This window comes from Streptacidiphilus sp. EB103A (genome assembly GCF_041261405.1).
In the GTDB taxonomy this organism is placed as follows: Bacteria; Actinomycetota; Actinomycetes; order Streptomycetales; family Streptomycetaceae; genus Streptacidiphilus.
This window is the reverse complement of sequence record NZ_JBGCAQ010000023.1, coordinates 121129-137323: the sequence shown is the minus strand read 5'-3', so window position 1 is coordinate 137323 and position 16195 is coordinate 121129. Positions and strand designations below refer to the sequence as shown.

Below are 16195 nucleotides of genomic sequence, written 5' to 3'. Positions count from 1 at the left end.
GACAAGGGGGACAAATGCCTCAATGGATCCTTACGGAAGTCCTACGCCGTCTGTCCATACCCCGTACGCGCAGCCCAGAGCCTTCTACGCTCGACCCTGTGCCCCCATCCCGCATTCTGGTCGTCGACGACGACCCCACCATCGCCGAGGTCGTCACCCGCTATCTGCACCACGCCGGCTATGCCGTCGAACGTGCGGCCGACGGCGCTGCCGCGCTGGCGCAGGCCGCAGCCGTCCGACCGGACCTGGTCGTGCTGGACCTGATGCTGCCCGAGATAGACGGTCTCGAGGTCTGCCGACGGCTGCGCGCCGACCCCGCAGCGCGCGGAGTGCCGATCGTCATGCTCACCGCCAAGGGCGAGGAGCAGGACCGGATCAACGGACTGGAGCTGGGCGCGGACGACTACGTCACCAAACCCTTCTCGCCGCGGGAGCTGGTGCTGCGGATCCAGTCGGTGCTGCGGCGCAGCGCGGCGTCCGGCGCGGCCGGAACAGCCGGAGCGCCCGGATCCGAGGGCGCGGCCGGTGCCGAGCCGACCGCCCCGGTACAGGCCGGGGACCTGGTGCTGGACCCGTCCGCGCGGCGCGCCCACCGGGCCGGACGGGAGCTGACGCTCACACTGCGGGAGTTCGACCTGCTCGCCTTCCTGGTGCAGCACCCCGGTACGGCCTTCGGACGGGAGGAGCTGATGAACAAGGTGTGGGGGTGGGACTTCGGCGACATGTCGACGGTGACGGTGCATGTGCGCAGGCTCAGGGAAAAGGTCGAGGACGATCCGGCCGCGCCGCAGCTGATCACCACGGTGTGGGGCGTGGGGTACCGCTTCGACCCGGTCGAGGAGGCTGCGGCATGAACGACTACGTGATGATGGCCTGTTACGCCGCGCTCGGCGCGGCCTCGGCCGGACTGCTGGGATGGCCCGCCGTGGTGCTGCTGCGGCGGCGCTCGCTGGCGCTGTCGCTGTTCACCGTCGCACTGGTGACCGCGGCCTCGCTGACCGCGAGCACCGTGGCGGTCGCCCAGGCGATGCTGCTGATGCGGCAGGACTACTTCGTCGTGATAACCATTCTGGGCATGGGCTGCGTGGTCTCGCTGATCGTCGCGGCGTTCCTCAGCAGGCAGGTGGTCTCCGGCAGCCGGGCCCTCACCCGCGCCGCGCGTACGGTCGGCAGCGACGAGGGCTTCACCGCACCAGCAGCTCCGCTGAACGCGGAGCTGTCGGCGCTGAGCTCGGAGTTGCAGGCGACCAGTGCCCGGCTGGCCGAGTCCCGGCAGCGCGAGCGGTCGCTGGAGCACTCGCGGCGCGAGCTGATCGCCTGGATCTCGCACGACCTGCGGACACCGCTGGCCGGGCTCCGGGCCATGGCCGAGGCGCTGGAGGACGGGGTCGCGGACGACCCGGGCCGGTACCACTCGCGGATGCGGATCGAGGTGGACCGGCTCACCGGGATGGTCGACGACCTGTTCGAGCTGTCGCGGATCCAGGCCGGGGCGCTGACCCTCAGCCTCTCCCGGGTGTCCGTCTACGACCTGGTGGGCGATGCCATAGCCGGGGCGTACCCGCTGGCGCAGGAGCGCGGCGTCCATCTCGTCGGCGGGCATGTCGCGCCGGCGCCGGTGGAGGTGGACAGCCGGGAGATCACCCGGGTGCTGGGCAATCTGCTGTTCAACGCCATCCGCTCGACCCCGGCGGACGGGACGGTCGCGGTGGCCGCGCGGCGGGACGAAAGAGAGGTCGTGGTGTCCGTCACGGACGGCTGCGGCGGCATCGACGAGCAGGATCTCGCCCGGGTCTTCGAGACCGGTTGGCGCGGCGGCAGCGCCAGGACGCCGCGGGCGCCCTGGGGTGGGACGGTGCAGGGCGGAGCCGTGCAGCACCACGGCGACACCGGGGCCGGGCTGGGGCTGGCGATCGTCCGGGGCATCGTGGAGGCGCACGCCGGCAGGGCGTCGGTGCACAACGTCATGGGCGGCTGTTGCTTCGAGATCGCGCTGCCGGCCGGCGGGTGAGGTCCGCCGGCCGGCGCCGTCGCGTGATCTGGATCAGGCTCTGAGCGGGGCGGTCGCGAACTCCTTCATGCCGACGGCGAAGGAGATCTGCGGCTGCCAGTCCAGCTCCTCGCGGAGCCGGCGCGAGTCGGCGGTGATGTGGCGGACGTCGCCGAGGCGGTACCGGCCGGTGACGACGGGGGCCGGGCCGTCGGCGGCGTCGGCCAGGGCCCCGGCCATGTCCGCGATGGTGTGGACGGTGCCGCTGCCGACGTTGTAGGTGCGGAAGTGGCCCGGCGGACGGTCGGACAGATCGGTCAGCGCCGCCAGGTTGGCTGACGCCACGTCGGCGACATGGACGAAGTCACGGCGCTGGGCGCCGTCCTCGAAGACCTGCGGGGCCTCGCCGCGGGCCAGGGCGGAGCGGAAGATCGAGGCCACCCCGGCGTAGGGGGTGTCCCTCGGCATGTTGGGGCCGTAGACGTTGTGGTAGCGCAGGGCGATCACCCTGCCGCCGGTGGCGCGGGCCCAGGCGGAGGCCAGGTGCTCCTGGGCGAGCTTGGTGGCGGCGTAGACGTTGCGGGGGTCGGGGGCCGCGGTCTCGTCCACGAGATGCGAGGTCAGCGCCGCGCCGCAGTGCGGGCACGGGGGTTCGAATCGGCCGGCGTCGAGATCGGCCGGGCGGCGGGGGCCCGGGGCGACGTCGCCGTGGTCGGGGCAGCGGTAGCGGCCCTCGCCGTAGACGACCATGGAGCCGGCCAGCGCGAGCTGCGGGATGTCCGCCCGGGCCATGGCGGCGAGCAGGACGGCGGTGCCCAGGTCGTTGCAGCCGGCGTAGTCGGGAGCGTCGTCGAAGTCCAGCCCGAGGCCGACCATGGCGGCCTGGTGGCAGACGGCTGACACTCCGTCGAGGGCCGCGTCCACGGTGGCGGCGTCGCGGACGTCGCCACGGACGAACTCGACTCCGTCGGGGAAGGGCGGCGGTTTCCGGGTCGGGTGGACCGCGGGGAGCAGGGCGTCGAGGACGCGTACGGAGTGGCCGGCCGAGGTGAGCGCGGTGGCGACGGCCGAGCCGATGAAACCGGCACCGCCGGTGAGAAGGACATCCATGCCGGCGACGCTAGGCGGTGGCCGGGCGCCGCGTGGCGCGCTGCGGGGCCACGTAAGGAGATCGTCAGAGGTACCTGCGAGGATGGACGCCATGCGCATCGTGGTATTGGCCGGAGGAATCGGGGGCGCGCGCTTTCTGCGCGGGCTGAAGCAGGCGGTCGGCGAAGGGGAGATCACCGTTGTCGGCAACACCGGCGACGACATCCATCTCTTCGGGCTGAAGGTGTGCCCCGACCTGGACACCGTGATGTACACCCTCGGCGGCGGCATCCACGAGGAGCAGGGCTGGGGCCGGGCCGAGGAGTCCTTCTCCATCAAGGCGGAGATGAAGGCGTACGGGGTCGGTCCGGAGTGGTTCGGGCTCGGCGACAAGGACTTCGCCACGCATATCGTGCGGACCCAGATGCTGGCCGCCGGGTACCCGCTGAGCGCGGTCACCGAGGCGCTGTGCGACCGGTGGCAGCCGGGGGTGCGGCTGATCCCGATGTCGGACGACCGGGTGGAGACGCATGTGCTGACCGAGGTCGACGGGGAGCGCAAGGCGGTGCACTTCCAGGAGTACTGGGTGAAGCACCATGCCACGGTGCCCGCCTTCGCGATCATCCCGGTCGGCGCGGAGACCGCGAAGCCGGCGCCCGGGGTGCTGGAGGCGATCGCCGAAGCGGATGTGATCCTGCTGCCGCCGTCGAACCCGGTGGTGAGCGTGGGGACGATCCTGGCGGTGCCCGGGATCCGGCAGGCCGTGGTCGCGGCGCAGGCTCCGGTGATCGGGCTCTCGCCGATCATCGGAGGGGCGCCGGTGCGCGGGATGGCCGACAAGGTGCTGGAGGCGGTGGGGGTGGAGACCTCGGCCGCGGCGGTGGCCAAGCACTACGGCTCTGATCTGTTGGACGGATGGTTGGTGGACGAGTCGGACGCCGAGGCGGTGGCCGAGGTCGAGGCCGCCGGGATTCCGTGCCGGGCGGTGCCGCTGTGGATGACGGACGTGAACGCGAGCGCGGCCATGGCTCGGGAGGCACTGGCGTTCGCGGAGGCGGTGCGGGACCGGTGACGGCGTTGCGGGTGTGGGCGGTACCGGGGCTGCCGGAGATCGTGGCCGGGGACGACCTCGGCGAGCTGGTCGCCGGTGCGGTCGGGGACTCGCTGGAGGACGGGGACGTCCTGGTGGTGACCTCGAAGGTGGTCAGCAAGGCCGAGGGCCGGCTGGTACGGGCCCACGACCGGGAGGCCGCGATCGACGCCGAGACGGTGCGGGTGGTCGCCCGGCGCGGGCGGACCAGGATCGTGGAGAACCGGCAGGGGATGGTGCTGGCCGCAGCGGGAGTGGACGCGTCCAACACCCCGGCGGGCACCGTGCTGCTGCTGCCGGAGGACGCGGACGCCTCGGCCCGGACGCTGCGCAAGCGGCTCGGCGAGCTGACGGGTCGTCGGGTGGCGGTGCTGATCACCGACACCTTCGGGCGACCCTGGCGCAACGGGTTGACGGATGTCGCGATCGGCGCGGCCGGGATCGACGTACTGGAGGACCACAGAGGTCGGCTGGACTCGCACGGCAACGAGCTCTCGATGACGGTCACCGCGACGGCCGACGAGCTGGCGGCCGCGGCCGACCTGGTGAAGGGCAAGGCCGGCGGCCTGCCGGTGGCCGTCGTACGGGGCCTGGGCCGGCTGGTGACGGAGCAGGACGGCGCGGGCGTCCGGCCGATGATCCGCAGCGCGGCCGAGGACATGTTCCGGCTGGGCACGTCGGAGGCGGTCCGGGAGGCCGTCCTCGGGCGCCGTACCGTGCGCGCGTTCACCGCGGAGCCGGTGGACGGCGCCGCGGTGCGGCGGGCGGTCGCGGCGGCGGTGACCGCGCCGGCGCCGCACCACACGACGCCGTGGCGGTTCGTCCTGCTGGAGAGCGCGGACGTGCGGACCCGGCTGCTGGACGCGATGCTCGCGGCCTGGAACCGGGATCTGCGGGAGCTCGACGGCTGGAGCGAGGAGCGGGTGGCGACCCGGGTGCGCCGGGGTGACGTGCTGCGCAACGCGCCGTACCTGGTGGTGCCGTGCCTGGTGATGGACGGCTCGCACGACTACCCGGACGCCGGGCGGGCTGCCGCGGAGCGGGAGATGTTCGTGGTGGCGATGGGCGCCGCCGTGCAGAATCTGTTGGTCACTCTGTCGGGAGAGGGGCTGGGGACGGCGTGGGTGTCGTCCACCATGTTCTGCAGGGACGTGGTGCGCGAAGTGCTGGCGCTGCCGGAGGGGTGGGACCCGATGGGGGCGGTCGCCGTGGGGCACCCGGCCGCGCCGGCGCCGTCGCGGGCGCGCAGGGACGGCGCCGCCTTTGTTGAAGTGCGCTGAAGCTCTGATTTCGGCTGCGGACCGTAGCTGGCTGGTCGCGCAGTTCCCCGCGCCCCTGATAGTGCAACTTGCCCACAGTGGGTCAGTTGCAGCCCCCAGGGGCGCGGGGAACTGCGCGACCAGCCCACCACAGCCGGAAACGTCAGAACCCGCGGTAATCGATCGGGGCGTACCGCGGTGCATGCCGGGGCGCACGCAAGTTCGTGGTGCGGAGGAGCCGACACACGCGGTGGCGGTGGCCTCGGTAGGGCTCCAGGAGTTCGAGCATCACCGCGTCGTCGCTGCGTTCGCGGCCGGCCAGGGCCCAGCCGACGGTGTTGGGGAGATGCAGGTCGCCGACGGTTACGGCGTCGGCGTCGCCGTTGCTGCGCTGCAGGGTCTCGGCCGCCGTCCAGACCCCGATGCCGGGAACCGCGGTGAGCAGCGCGGTGGCCTCCGGGGTCGGCAGCACCGAGGCGCGTTCGAGGCGGGCGGCCAGCCGTGCGGCGCGGACCACCGTGGCGGAGCGTTTGCCGTCGACGCCCGCTCGGTGCCACTCCCAGGACGGGACCATGGTCCAGTCCCGGGCCGACGGGATGATCCGCATTCCGGCCGGCGCCGGGCCCGGGGCGGGCGCCCCGTAGCGCAGCAGCAGGGTGCGCCAGGCGTCGTGGGCCTCGCCGACGGTGACCCGCTGGCCGAGGACGGCGGGCACCAGCGACTCCATGACCAGGCCGGTGCGGCCGATCCGGAGCCCGGGGTTGAGCCGGTGCGCGTCGCGGAGCAGGGCGTTGCCGCAGTGGTCGAACCCGGAGGGGTCGTCCTCGGCGCCGAGCAGGGCGGGCAGCCGGTCCAGCAGCCAGTTCGCGCCGGGACCCCAGGCCCGGGCCTCGACCTCGGCCGGGCTGCCGGCCAGCCGTAGCGTGCCGAGCCCGCCGGGCGTACGCGAGCAGCGCCAGAGCGCGCCGTCCGGCGTGCGCCGGAAGGCGGGGTCGCGTGGACCGAACTTCAGCACCCCCAGGGTGCCGGCGACATCGAGCGCCCCCTCCGGACGCCAGACCCGCTGGGCCTCAGCCGCCTCGTCCGTACGCATCCCGCCAGGGTACGGGGTGCGGCGGGGGTGAGTACGGTGGTTCCGCGGGTGGGGGAGGTTGTCGTTTACTGACCGGGTTTCTCCGTCCGGTGCTGGATGGGGTCGCAATCCCGCGATCCTCAGGGCATAGGCTGAGCACCACCATGAGCCAGACACCCCTCAGCGGCGCAGAGACCCCCGCCGATCTGCTGCGCTCCGCCCTCGCGACCGACCCTGCCCGTCCACTGATCACCTACTACGACGACGCGACCGGCGAGAGAGTCGAACTCTCCGTCAAGACCTTCGACAACTGGGTGGCGAAGACCGCCAATCTGTTGCAGGACGACCTCGCCGCGGCCCCGGACGACCGGGCGGCGCTGCTGCTGCCCGCGCACTGGCAGACCGCCATCTGGCTGTTCGCCTGCTGGTCGGTGGGGTTGACGGTGCTCCCGGGCGGCGATCCGGCCGAGGCGTCGCTGGTCGTGAGCGGACCCGACACCCTGGAGCAGGCGCTGGCCTGCCCCGGTGACCGGGTGGCGCTCGCGCTGCGGCCGCTGGGCGGGCGCTTCCCCGAGCTGCCGAACGGATTCCTGGACTACGCGGCCGAGGTGCCGGCCCAGGGCGACCGTTTTGTCCCCTATGCCCCGGTGGACCCGGACCGTCCGGCCCTGGTGATCGACGGCGAGCAGCTGACGGGGGCCCAGGTGGTCTCGCTGGCCGCCGAGCAGGCGACCCGTCTGGAGCTCGGCCCGGGCGACCGGGTGCTGAGCACGCTGTCCTTCGACGACTGGGCCGGGCTCGGCGGCGGCCTGCTGGCGCCGCTGGCGGCCGGCGGCTCGGTGGTGCTGTGCCGCAACAGCGAGAAGCTTGCGGACGAAGCGCTGGATCAGCGGATGGCGTCGGAGCGGGTGACCCGCAGGATCAGCTGATCGTCCGCCTCCGGTGTGGACCATTCGGCGCCGGGTAGCGTCCCTTTCGGAGCAGTTGTGGTGTCGTCTGCGGCATGCTCGACGGCTTCTGCGGTGAGCATGGGAAAAGCTGTGCAACTTCCTGCGCTGTTCGCGCGTCTGACAGGTGAACACACGTTCTCAAGGGGGTGGTTCGCCGGTGCCCGAGCAGTCGGGGGACGAGCAGGAGCAGAATCCTTCCTCCGGGATCGACGCACGGACCGACGCAGGGACCGAGACAGGGACCGACGCAGCGACCGACCCCAGCGCCCCTGCAGCCCCGCACCGTCGCCGCCGCCGTTGGCGCATCCTGCGCTGGGTGGCACTCGGCCTGGGCGTGGTGCTGGTCGGGGCCTCGGTGACGGTGTGGCTCGGCTACCGCAAGCTCAACCACAACATCCACACCGACACCACCACCGTGAGGCTGCTCGGCCCGCCGGCGCAGCGCCCCACCGTGGCCCCGGTCGCCTACAACGCCGAGAACATACTGATCATCGGCTCCGACAGCAGGGACGGGGCGAACAGCGCCTACGGCGATCCCAACGGCACCGCCAGGTCGGACACCACGATCCTGCTGCATCTGTCCAAGGACCGTAGGAGCGCGGTCGCGATGAGCATCCCGCGCGACGCCATGGTGCAGATCCCCGCCTGCGAGCTCGCCGACGGCAGCCACACCCGGGCCCAGTTCGCCCAGTTCAACTGGGCGTTCGAATTCGGCGGCACCGCCTGCACCATCCGCACCCTGGAGAACCTCACCAGGATCCGCATCGACCACTTCATGGTGGTGGACTTCAACGGCTTCAAGAACATGGTGAACGCCGTCGGCGGGGTCCAGGTCTGCCTGTCGAAGCCTGTCAACGACCCCAATGCACACCTCATACTGCCCGCCGGACGCCAGACCATCAACGGCGACCAGGCACTGGGATTCGTCCGCGCCAGGGAGACCCTCGGCGACGGCAGCGACACCGAGCGGATGGGCCGCCAGCAGCAGTTCCTCTCCTCGCTGACGCAGAAGGTGGAGAGCAACGGGGTGCTCTTCAACCCCACCAAGCTGTACCCGCTGCTGGACGCGGCGACCTCGGCCATCACCGTCGACCCCGGTCTGAACACCGTCAGCAAGCTGTACGACCTGGCGACCAGCCTCAAGAACCTGCCCAGCGACAAGCTGGTGCTGCTCACCGCGCCGAGGGAGCCGTACGTCTACGACTCCAACCGGGACCAGTTCCAGCAGCCCCAGGCGAGCGAGCTGTTCGCGCGGATAAGGAACGACGAGCCGGTGCAGGTCTCCGGTACGGCCTCCGCCTCCGCGTCGCCGTCGACCGCCGCGGCCGGAGACGCTACGACCAAGACCGTCAGCACGCCATCACCTACAACTCCCGGTCCGACCTTCTCCGGACGTACCGCAAACCAGGACATCTGCGCATCATCCTGACCTCTCTCGCCTGCCTTCGCACCACCCTCACCAACAGACCGGCTACTGTGGCCGACTCAGAGGAATCCTGAGGAGAGCGGAGCGGAACGTGCAGAGGGGCCACGGGACGGGACCGGATCCCGGCGTCGACGGCGTCGCAGCCGTTGATCCGGCCGACCTCTGGGTCCTGGATCCGGCCACCGGCGAGTACCGGATGCGGCTGCCCGGTGAGGTACCCCGCCCGGCAGCATCCCGGCCGGCGCCCGCGCCCGACGCGTCGCGGCAGCCCGGCAAGCCCGCTGAGCCCCGCCGGGCCCCCCGGCGGCGGCAGCAGGCGCGCAGCGGCCCCTGGCTGGCCGGGGTCGCCTGCTTCCTCCTGGCCGTCGGCGGCGGCTGCGTCTACGTCCTGGCCAAGAGCGCCAACAGCGGTTCCACCACCCAGGCCGCGGCCACCGGGAACGCCGCCGGGAGCGCCGCCGCGAGCCCGAGCGCGACCTGCACCGCCGCGCCGGCCAAGGCTGCCGCACCGGTGCCCGAACCCGCCGTCTCCGGCACCTTCCTGGCCGGCGCCAAGGCCGCCGCGCTGGACACCCGGGTGACCGTGTTGAACGGCAGCGGCACCCTGGGCGAGGCCGAGACGGTACTCAGCTGGATGCAGAACACCGAGAAGTGGCTCCGCACCAGCAACGGCGGCCCGGCGGCCAAGACACCGACCACCACCCTGGTGTACGCGCCCAACCACATCAGCCAGGCCCGCACTGTGGCCGCGGCGATGGGCCTGCCCGCGTCCGCCCTGCACGGCGACGGAAAGACGACCGGCCTGCGGGACCCCATGGTGCTGACCCTGGGTCAGGACTTCCGCGGCATAGGCAAGCCGTTCGCGGCCCCCTCCCCCGCAGCCGCTGCCGGCAGTCGAGCGACGGCGGCCTGCGGCAGCCATTAGCCCGGTGCGGACCGGGCGCAGACGCCCGAGAGCACGAAGGCAGGCCACCGCCGATGAGCAGCAACCAGCCCGACACCAACCAGACCGGCAGCCGCCGCAAGGCCGAACCCCAGGGGCGGCGACGCACCCGCGAGCCCCGGCGCTCGCGGGTGCGCATCCGCCGGATCGCGTTGGGCTGTGTGCTCCTGCTGCTCATCGGGACCGGCTGCGCCTGGGGCTATGTGCAGTACCTGGACAGCAACATCAAGCACGGTGCGCTCAGCTTCGGCGACCAGGGCGACACCTCCCAGGACGCCGGCGGGCACAGCGCCCTGAACATCCTGCTGATCGGCTCGGACACCCGGGACACCGCCGCCGATCTCGCCCTGGGCGGGGCGCGGGCCAGCGTGGGCGGCCCGGTCCACGCCGACGTGGAGATCCTGCTGCATGTCTCGGCGGACCGCAGCAACGCCTCGCTGATCAGCATTCCCCGCGACACCATGGTCGACATCCCGGCCTGCACCGACCCGGCGACCGGGAAGACCTACCCGGAGTCGCCGCACGAGCAGATCACCGACAGCCTGTCGCACGGCGGTCCCGGCTGCACCGTCTACACCTGGCACCAGTTGACGGGCATTCACATCGACCACTACATGATGGTCGACTTCGGCGGTGTGGTGAGCATGGCCGACGCGGTGGGCGGGGTGCCGGTCTGCACCCTGGGGAACGTCGCCGACCCGTACTCGCATCTGCGGCTGACCGAGGGCACCCATGTGATCAAGGGCGTCCAGGCGCTGGAGTGGCTGCGCACCCGGCACGGCTTCGGGGACGGCAGCGACCTCTACCGGACCCAGGTCCAGCACATGTACCTGACCTCGATGCTGCGGCAGCTGCGCTCCGCCGGGACGCTCACCGACCCGGGCCGGATCCTCTCCCTGGCCGACGCCGCGACCAAGGCGCTGACCGTGGACGACGGCCTGGACAGCGTCGGCAGGCTGGCCGGGCTCGCCGACCGACTGAAGGGCCTGCAGCCGGACCGGCTGACCACGGTGACCATGCCGTACGCCGAGGATCCGATCAACCCCAAGGCCTGGGTGATCCCGATGCCCGGCGACGCGGAGCGGCTGTTCTCGATGGTGCGCGGCGACATCCCGCTGGACGCCCACGGCAATCCGGCGACCACGGCCTCCCCTTCGGCCGCGACCCCGGCTCCGGCATCGCCCCCGCCGACCGCTGCCCCGGCCGCCCCGACCCGCCCCGCCGAGGTGCACCTGACCGTGCAGAACGGCAGCGGCGTCGCCGGCCGGGCCACCACCCTCACCACCGCCCTGCGCGCCAGAGGCTTCACCCACACCCGCAACGGCCTCAACGCCCCCGGCCACCAGCACACCACCACCCTGAGCTACGCACCCGGCGACCTGGCCGGCGCGCAGCTCGTCGCCAAGGCCCTGCACCTGCCGTCGGCGGACCTGCACGAGTCCGCGGCAACGCCGCAGCCGCTCCTGGTGGTGGGCGCGGACTGGCCCGCCGGCAGCACCTTCCCGGCCGTGGCGACCCCGTCCGCCGGCGCGGTGCCGACCACCGCGGCCCAGCAGAGCGGCGACCAGAGCAAATGCGCAAAGGTGAACCCCGTTTACGCATGGTGACGAAATGCGCCGGAACAGTCCGGATAACGTCCCTTTTGGTCGGACGGATTTATCGGGCCCGGCCGCGCTCTTTCTTTTCTCCGAACAGGGGAAACTGGACGGCAGATCTCGAATCGATATAGTCGTTCCTCAACGGCCGCGGGGGAGAGCGCGGCCGTCGGGCTCCGCACGGGGGTGCAGCGGGCCATGCCGTCACGATCCTGGGGGTGTTGTCCTGTGGTGCCGAAAAACGGCCGTTCCGACCGAAATGTGTCAGCGCCGACCGGGCGGGGAGGCCAGGAGGAACCCTGGGGAGGCCGTGCGGCGGCCCGCAGGGCGGGCGGCTCCCGGCGGAGCGGCCGACCAGGCCGCGCAAAAGCGACCGGCTGGAAACGAATACTGAAGTACACGGCATACGGAAGTGCCGGAATTCTGGTACTGGGAGCCGGGTCCGCCTTCGCCTACGTGTCGTATCTGAACGGGAATATCAGGACCAGCCACTTCGTGGGCGACCACAAACTCCCACCGCCCAAGAAGGACGCCAGCGGCCACAGCGCGCTGAACATCCTGCTGATAGGGACGGACACCCGGAGCAGCGCGGCGGACTGCGCGCTCGGCGGTTCCTGCGCCGACAGCGGCCCCGGCAACGCGGACGTGGAGATCATCCTGCATGTCTCCGCCGACCGCAGCAACGCGTCCATGCTGAGCATCCCCCGCGACACCGACACGGACATACCGGCGTGCACGGGCAGCAACGGCACCAGGTACGCGGCAGTCCACAACATCATCAACTCCAGCTTCGGCCGCGGCGGCGCGGGCTGTACCGAGGCCGCCGTGGAGCGGCTGACCGGCATCTCCATCACCGACACCATGACCGTGGACTTCAGCGGGGTGGTGGCGATGGCCGGCGCCGTCGGCGGCGTCCCGGTCTGCCTCAGCCAGAACATCGACGACAACTACGTTTACCGGGACAGCACCGGCCTGCACGACCAGGGTTCGCACCTGATCCTGGCCGCCGGCAAGCACATCGTGCTCAACTCGACGCAGTCGCTGGAGTGGCTGCGCACCCGGCACGCCTTCGCACCGGACGGCAGCGACATCGGCCGCGCCGACGCCCAGCACATGTACCTCAACTCGCTGATCCGGACCCTGCGTTCGAACGGGACCGTGACCGACCCGACGAAGATGCTCAGCCTGGCGCAGAGCGCGATCAAGAGCATCGTCTTCTCGGACAACCTCAACAGCGCCACCAAGCTGCTGGGGCTGGCGGACCAGCTCAAGGGGGTGAAGACGGACCGGATCGTCTCGGTGACCATGCCGCACGCGGCGGACCCGAAAAACCCCAATGCCTGGCTGGTGCCCGAGGCCGGGACGGCCCAGCACCTCTTCTCGATGATCGCCAATGACATCCCGCTGGACAGCAACTCAGCCGCCCCCGCCGCCTCCGCATCGGCGACGCCCGCTCCCAGTCCGTCCAAGAGCGCGACCCCGCCGCCCGCCAAGGGCGGTTTCCCGGTCACCGTGGTCAACGCCAGCGGCGGCGCCTTCAACAACCGCGCCTCCAGCATGGTGACCGCGCTCAAGGGGCTGGGCTTCACCCAGTCGAAGGTCGGCAACAGCCCGGCCACGGCGGCGAAGACCAGTACGCTGACCTACCCCACGGCCATGCAGGCCCAGGCCGCGGAGGTCGCGACGGCACTGCATCTGACCGCGACCGTCGTGAAACAGTCAACGGGCGCCACCGGGATCACCCTGGATATCGGCCTGGACTGGCCCAGCGGCGACGACTTCAGCACCACGTTGCCCAAGCAGGGATCGGTGCCCCAGGATTCGCACGCCAAGAACGCCGACGACAACAGCAGTTGCATGAACGTCATGCCCAACTACCAGTGGAAGGGCACCACTCCGCCGTCGCAGCCCAAGCTCTGACGCGGCGTCAGTGCGCCGCCGCGCCCTCGCTGTCGACCGCCCCGGCCACCGGGACGGTGCTGGCGATGACGCGGCGGGCCAGTGAGCGGGGGCTGGTCAGGAAGCCCCAGCCCCAGGACATGTGCATGGTGGCGAGGGCCAGCGGCAGCTGGGCGCGGGCGGCGGGCGAGAGCCCGCGTCCCTCGCGCAGCGAGCCGAGCAGGATCAGCGCCGCGTAGCCGCCGGGGGCGGCGAACAGCAGCGGGTGCAGCAGCACGCCGCCGACCAGGCCCAGGCCCACGCCCAGAACCGCGACCGGCGGGGCGAGGTAGCGCAGGTTCACCGAGCCCTTGTGGTAGCGGGACACCACCCGGCGCCAGCGCCCGTAGTCCCGGTACTGCCGGGCCAGCGCGCGCACGCTGGGGCGCGGCCGGTAGGTGACCCTGAGCTCGGGGGTGAACCAGATCAGGCCGCCGTCCTGGCGGATCCGGTAGTTCAGCTCCCAGTCCTGGGCGCGGAGGAACTCCTCGTTGTAGCCGCCGAGCTTCTCCAGCACCTCGCGGCGGAAGACCCCGAGGTAGACGGTGTCGGCCGGGGCAGCCTCGCCGCCGGTGTGGAAGGCGGCGTTGCCGACCCCGATCCGGGAGGTCATCGCGGCGGCGACGGCCTTCTCCCACTCCGTCTCGCCCTCGGCGTGCATGATCCCGCCGACGTTGGCGGCGCCTTTTCCGTCCAGCAGCCGCACGGCGGTCGCGATGTAGCCGGGGGTGAGCAGTCCGTGGCCGTCGACGCGGACCACGACCGGGAAGCGCGAGCCGCGGATGGCGGCGTTGAGCCCCGCGGGCGTCCGGCCGCTCGGGTTGGGGACGGTCCGCACCTCGCGGTCGCTCCCCGCCGTCTCGGCCACCAGCTCGGCCGCGATCCGGTCGGTGTCGTCCGAGGAGGGGCCGAGGGCGATCACCACCTCGATCGGCGCGGGGTACTCCTGGGCCAGGATCTGCCGGACGGCGTCACGCAGGTGCCGTGACTCGTCGAGCACCGGCATGATCACCGAGACGGACGGCAGCGGCTGCGCCCCGGAGGCGCTGGAGGCGGCGATGGCGTTCATATGCGGGCAACCGTACCGCCGCCCGCCGTGCGCCGCCGAACCCCGGGGCGGAATGGTCGCATCATCAGAATGAATTCACCGGACGGGTGGACGGCCACGACACCCCGGCGCTGCTGCGCGGCGTGACGCCCGCCCCGTCCTACGATCCGAAGGATGCCTGCCGAACCCCGGGAGCCGACACCCCGCCGCGACCCCGCCGCCGCCTCGCCGCTGCGCCGCCGGGTGCTGTGGACCGCCGCGGCGCTTTCCTGCGCGGTACTGGCCACCAGCGGGATCGGCCGGGCCGTGGTCAGCGGGGTCGGCGACTCCATCGGCCGGATCAATGTCTTCGGCGGGCTCACCCACCGCCCGGCGAACGACGCCGCCACCAACATCCTGGTCGTGGGCACCGACGACCGGGACGGCGTGCCCGAGCGGGTGCTGCAGTCGCTGCACGCCGGCGGGGAGGCCTGCCACTGCACCGACACCATGATGCTGGTGCACCTGTCCGCCTCCGGGGAGGGGGCCAGCGTGGTCAGCATCCCGCGCGACAGCTATGTCGCCATCCCGGCCCACCAGGACCTGGCCACTCAGCAGCCGGTGCCGGAGTCCATGGGCAAGATCAACGCCGCCTACGGCATGGGCGGGCCCCCGCTGACCGTGGCGACCGTCGAACAGGCCACCGGGCTGCACATCGACCACTACCTCCAGCTCAACTTCCTCAGCTTCGTCAGCACCGTCGACGCCCTGGGCGGGGTGCCGGTCTGCACCGACCGGCCGCTGCACGACCCCAAGTCCGGTCTGGACCTCCCGGCCGGGACCACCAGGCTGGACGGCGCGACGGCGCTGAAGTACGTCCGCGCCCGCTATGTGGACCCCACCGCGGACCTGGGCCGGATGCAGCGCCAGCAGAAGTTCGTCGCCCAGATCATCCAGCAGGCGACCGGCTCCGGGACGCTGCTCAATCCGCTGCGGCTGCAGCGGGTGCTCTCGACGGCGCTGGCTTCGGTGAAGGCGGACGAGGGGCTCAGCGACAAGGACCTGCTGGGCCTGGTGGCGCGGATGAAGGACCTGCGGCCCTCGTCCGCCTCGTTCGCGACCGTGCCGCTGTCGGACCTCAACCACCAGGTCCCCGGCTGGGGCTCCACCGTGCTGTGGGACAAGGAGCGGGCCGGCGCGCTGTTCACGGCGCTGCGCCAGGACCGGCCGCTGACACCGCCGGCCCCGCGGCCCTCCCCGCCGGCGAGCGGGCAGTCGGCCGCGCCGGGCGCGTCGGCCGTCCCACCGGGGCAGGTGCGGGTGCAGGTGCAGAACGGCTCCGGGGTCGCCGGCCTGGGCGCCAGGGCCGACCGGCTGCTGCGCGCCGAAGGGTTCGCGACCAGCGGTTACGCCAGCAACGCCCCCGGCCCGGACACCGCGGCGCGGACGGTGGTGCGGTACGACCCGCGCTGGGACCAGTCGGTGCGGACCCTGGCCGCCGCGCTGCCCCGGGCCGAGCTGGTACCGGTGCCGAATCTCGGCGGCACCATGCAGGTGGTGCTCGGCAAGGACTTCACCGGCGTCGCCAGGATCGCCAAGGCCGCGACGGTCGCGCAGGCGAAGTCCCCCGCCCCTGCCCCGGCCACGAGCAGCGCCGCCCCCAGCGCCTCCCCCGGCGGAGCGTCCGCGATCGCCGCCACTCGCGGTGACACCGTGGTCTGCCGGTGAGCGGCGTCCTGATCAGCGGCGTCCTGATCAGCGCTGTCCGCTGTCGACGTGCGCGGACAGCGCCACGGACCCTTCACCGACGTGCATC

The 16195-nt window shown here is 72.2% G+C and carries 13 protein-coding genes; 10 read left to right on the top strand and 3 right to left on the bottom strand.

What is annotated here, in order from left to right:
* The first annotated feature begins 56 nt into the window (after positions 1–56).
* Together ABH941_RS32990 and ABH941_RS32985 are read left to right on the top strand one after the other, a co-directional pair.
* Positions 57–854 (top strand): response regulator transcription factor, encoded by a 798-nt coding sequence (locus ABH941_RS32990; RefSeq protein ID WP_370133282.1) that lies wholly within the window; start codon positions 57–59, stop codon positions 852–854.
* Positions 851–2011 carry an ATP-binding protein gene (locus ABH941_RS32985; RefSeq protein ID WP_370133261.1) on the top strand — a complete coding sequence of 387 codons (1161 nt, stop codon included), beginning with the start codon at positions 851–853 and terminating at the stop codon, positions 2009–2011. Before ABH941_RS32990 ends, ABH941_RS32985 begins: the two co-directional genes overlap by 4 nt.
* A 33-nt stretch (positions 2012–2044) precedes the next feature.
* Here ABH941_RS32985 and ABH941_RS32980 read toward each other — a convergent pair whose 3' ends face one another.
* Positions 2045–3100, bottom strand: coding sequence for an NAD-dependent epimerase/dehydratase family protein (locus ABH941_RS32980; RefSeq protein ID WP_370133260.1), 1056 nt, complete (start codon positions 3098–3100; stop codon positions 2045–2047).
* A gap of 91 nt (positions 3101–3191) precedes the next feature.
* Between ABH941_RS32980 and cofD the strand changes: the two genes are divergently transcribed.
* Together cofD and ABH941_RS32970 are read left to right on the top strand one after the other, a co-directional pair.
* Positions 3192–4151 (top strand): 2-phospho-L-lactate transferase, encoded by a 960-nt coding sequence (gene cofD, locus ABH941_RS32975; protein WP_370133259.1) that lies wholly within the window; start codon positions 3192–3194, stop codon positions 4149–4151.
* Entirely contained in the window at positions 4148–5449 is a 1302-nt protein-coding gene (locus ABH941_RS32970) for a coenzyme F420-0:L-glutamate ligase (RefSeq protein WP_370133258.1), read from the top strand. Before cofD ends, ABH941_RS32970 begins: the two co-directional genes overlap by 4 nt.
* Before the next feature lie 142 nt (positions 5450–5591).
* Here ABH941_RS32970 and ABH941_RS32965 read toward each other — a convergent pair whose 3' ends face one another.
* Positions 5592–6521, bottom strand: coding sequence for a DNA-3-methyladenine glycosylase (locus ABH941_RS32965; protein WP_370133257.1), 930 nt, complete (start codon positions 6519–6521; stop codon positions 5592–5594).
* 143 nt (positions 6522–6664) lie between these two features.
* Between ABH941_RS32965 and ABH941_RS32960 the strand changes: the two genes are divergently transcribed.
* The 5 genes from ABH941_RS32960 (at position 6665) to ABH941_RS32940 (ending at position 13334) form a co-directional block, all read left to right on the top strand.
* Entirely contained in the window at positions 6665–7429 is a 765-nt protein-coding gene (locus tag ABH941_RS32960) for a TIGR03089 family protein (RefSeq protein WP_370133256.1), read from the top strand.
* A 178-nt stretch (positions 7430–7607) separates the two neighbouring features.
* Positions 7608–8879: an LCP family protein gene (locus ABH941_RS32955; RefSeq protein WP_370133255.1), complete on the top strand. Its 1272-nt coding sequence runs from the start codon at positions 7608–7610 to the stop codon at positions 8877–8879.
* Between the two features lie 88 nt (positions 8880–8967).
* Entirely contained in the window at positions 8968–9801 is an 834-nt protein-coding gene (locus tag ABH941_RS32950) for a LytR C-terminal domain-containing protein (protein WP_370133254.1), read from the top strand.
* A 53-nt stretch (positions 9802–9854) separates the two neighbouring features.
* Complete coding sequence (locus tag ABH941_RS32945; protein ID WP_370133253.1) at positions 9855–11426, top strand: LCP family protein; 1572 nt, start codon at positions 9855–9857, stop codon at positions 11424–11426.
* A 483-nt stretch (positions 11427–11909) separates the two neighbouring features.
* Entirely contained in the window at positions 11910–13334 is a 1425-nt protein-coding gene (locus tag ABH941_RS32940) for an LCP family protein (RefSeq protein WP_370133252.1), read from the top strand.
* Positions 13335–13341: 7 nt separating this feature from the next.
* Here ABH941_RS32940 and ABH941_RS32935 read toward each other — a convergent pair whose 3' ends face one another.
* Positions 13342–14421, bottom strand: coding sequence for a glycosyltransferase family 2 protein (locus ABH941_RS32935; protein ID WP_370133251.1), 1080 nt, complete (start codon positions 14419–14421; stop codon positions 13342–13344).
* A gap of 153 nt (positions 14422–14574) precedes the next feature.
* Here ABH941_RS32935 and ABH941_RS32930 point away from each other — a divergent pair, with 153 nt between their 5' ends.
* Positions 14575–16107, top strand: a complete 1533-nt coding sequence (locus ABH941_RS32930) for an LCP family protein (protein ID WP_370133250.1) — start codon at positions 14575–14577, stop codon at positions 16105–16107.
* The last annotated feature ends 88 nt before the right edge of the window (positions 16108–16195 follow it).